This is a genomic window from Serratia sp. LTN-2, from assembly GCF_059740205.1.
Genome location: NZ_JCAXDO010000033.1, coordinates 18,434 through 19,134 on the forward strand (window position 1 = coordinate 18,434; position 701 = coordinate 19,134).

Consider the following 701-nt stretch of genomic DNA (forward strand, 5'->3'; position numbering starts at 1 on the left):
AGTGGGCTTGCCGCGACGCTAACTGCAGCAGCTCTGATTTCTAGTTACAACATCCCTCTTAAAGCGAGGGTGTTCCGGCCCTTCGGGCCGGGGCGGCGTCGGTTTAGCAGGGGTCAGGTATGTATGCGGTGCCGAGTTCTGGCCAGAAAGGGGCCCGGCGCTTGCGACGGGAGGTACTTTTGATTTTCGTCTGAGCGCGCGGCCGTGAGGCCGCTGCATGCGAAGGCCTTTTTAATTATCCACAGAGTGGCGGAAGACAAAGATTCACTCTGGAATGAAATGAACAGAGCGATAAATAAAGGGTGGTTAGATTAAATTGCGGGTTCTGTTTTTTTCCTTTCCGGAAAAGGTGACTTATTCGTTTTCGGATTTCTGTGGAAAAAAGAATTCATCACTATTCCAGGCCATCAGGGTAATGCGTTTGCGTCAGAAAATGCCGCCCGACTGGGTGAAGGGAACAAAAAATGCTCAATTTCTCTGGGAAAAACCAGCACCAGAAGCCCCGGCGAGAGGCATGTGAACAGAGGGAGATGATGTGCCGTATGTCGCGGCTAGTCCGGCGGTGACAGCGCCAGGTCCAGCTGGTAAAGATGCTGAATCGCCAGCTGTGTCAGTCGTTCCGGTGTACACCAGTACGCCTCATCATGAGGAAGGGTTTTGAAAACCCATTTTTCCATGGCATGAAGACGTTCATCCACCGG

General features: G+C 52.4%; 1 pseudogene. It reads right to left on the reverse strand.

The annotated features are described in order from the left end of the window. Positions 1-551 precede the first annotated feature (551 nt). Positions 552-701 (reverse strand): annotated as a pseudogene (locus AC6BYQ_RS27240) (plasmid replication initiator RepA); the annotation flags it as partial.